The sequence below is a fragment of the Kitasatospora putterlickiae genome (assembly GCF_039527695.1).
Classification (GTDB): Bacteria; Actinomycetota; Actinomycetes; order Streptomycetales; family Streptomycetaceae; genus Kitasatospora; species Kitasatospora putterlickiae.
Window position 1 is genome coordinate 12,987 of the sequence record NZ_BAAAKJ010000295.1, and the last position, 1,412, is coordinate 14,398.

Annotated in this window: 2 protein-coding genes; one reads left to right on the plus strand and one right to left on the minus strand. The window is 74.0% G+C overall.

The window, feature by feature from the left end; all coding sequences use genetic code 11:
- Positions 1 to 328, plus strand: a 328-nt coding sequence (locus tag ABD308_RS28670) for an ROK family protein (RefSeq protein WP_344340611.1), incomplete at its 5' end; no start/stop codon positions are given.
- A gap of 17 nt (positions 329 to 345) precedes the next feature.
- Here the strand turns inward: ABD308_RS28670 and ABD308_RS28675 are convergent.
- Positions 346 to 1,299: a TIGR03620 family F420-dependent LLM class oxidoreductase gene (locus ABD308_RS28675; protein WP_344340617.1), complete on the minus strand. Its 954-nt coding sequence runs from the start codon at positions 1,297 to 1,299 to the stop codon at positions 346 to 348.
- Positions 1,300 to 1,412 lie beyond the last annotated feature (113 nt).

Genomic DNA, 1,412 nt, shown 5'->3' on the forward strand with positions numbered 1-1,412 from the left:
CGAGGTGCTGGCCTCCGCCGACGTGCTGGTCGCCGACCCGCTGACCGCCGCCGCCGTGACCCACGCGGCCGGCCAACTCGCCTACGCGGTAGCGGTGCTGTCCGCCGTGCTCGACCCGGACCTGATCGTCCTCGGCGGCGGCATCGGCGCCAGCGCGGACCTGCTCCTCGAACCCCTTGGAAAGGCCCTCGACCACCTCAGCCCCATGCGGCCCACCCTCGCCCCGAGCCGCCTAGGCGAGGAGGCCGTCCTGCTGGGCGCCGTCGCCACCGCCCTCGACCGCGCCCGCATCGAGGTCTTCGAACGCCGCTCGGCCCTGGTGGACTGAGAACCGGCGTCGCGGAGTCAGCGTCCCGTGGCCCCCAGGGGATCCCGCGAGGGCGAAGGCGAAACGAGGGCGGCGGCGAGTTCGCGCCACTCCCGCTCCGGCAGTGCGGCGGGGTCGGCGTTCAGGACCTGTAGGCAGACGTGGTCGGCTCCCGCGTCGAGGTGCCCCTGCACGCGGCGGCGGATCGTCTCGGTGTCGCCGTACGCGACGATCGCGTCCACCAGCCGGCGACTCGGGCGGCCCGTGATGTCCTCGTCGCCGAAGCCGAGCCTTTGGACGTTCACCCGCTGGTGCGGTGCCATGGCGAGGTACGCGGCGACGTGTGCCGTGGCCACCTCCCGGGCCCGGCCGGGGTCGGTGTCCAGGACGACGGCCTGCTCGACCCCGAGGAAGGCGTCCGGTCCCATGATCGTGCGGGCCTGCGAGGTGTGCTCGACGGGCACGAAGTAGGGGTGCGCGCCCCAGGTGCGTTCGGCGGCCAGTTGGAGCATCTTCGGGCCGAGGGCGGCCAGGACGCGGCGGGGGGCCGGGTCCGGTGCGGGGCCGTGGGCCGGGGCGGCGTCCATGGAGTCGAGGTAGCCGCGCATCGTGGCGAGGGCCTTGCCCCGGGCGGGAACGGGATAGCCGTCCACCAGGTGCACGGTGTCGTCGACCCGGTGCCCGCCCAGGCCGAGCAGGTAGCGTCCGGGGAAGGCCTCGCCGAGGGTGCGGGTCGCGTTGGCCATGGCGATCGGTTCCCGGAAGGCGATGTTGGCGATGCCGGACGCGACGGTGATCCGGCGGGTCGCGGACAGCAGTAACCAGGCCTGGCCCACCGTGTCGCGGCCGAACGCCTCCCCGTGCCAGATCGCCCCGTAGCCCAGCTCCTCCAGTTCCGCGGCCGATTCACGTACGCGTCCGGCGGGTTGTCCCTCGTAGGCGAAGGTCCAGATCCCGACCCGGCCGAGCCCGGTCCGTGCGTCGTCAGTCATCCGTACTCCGGTTTCCTGTCGGCTGGATACCGCGCCGGAGGAGGCGCGGCTGAGGTTTCCCGGGGCCCGCCACCCTCATGGCGGGTCCGGTGGAGCACCGGCGGCCCCGCACC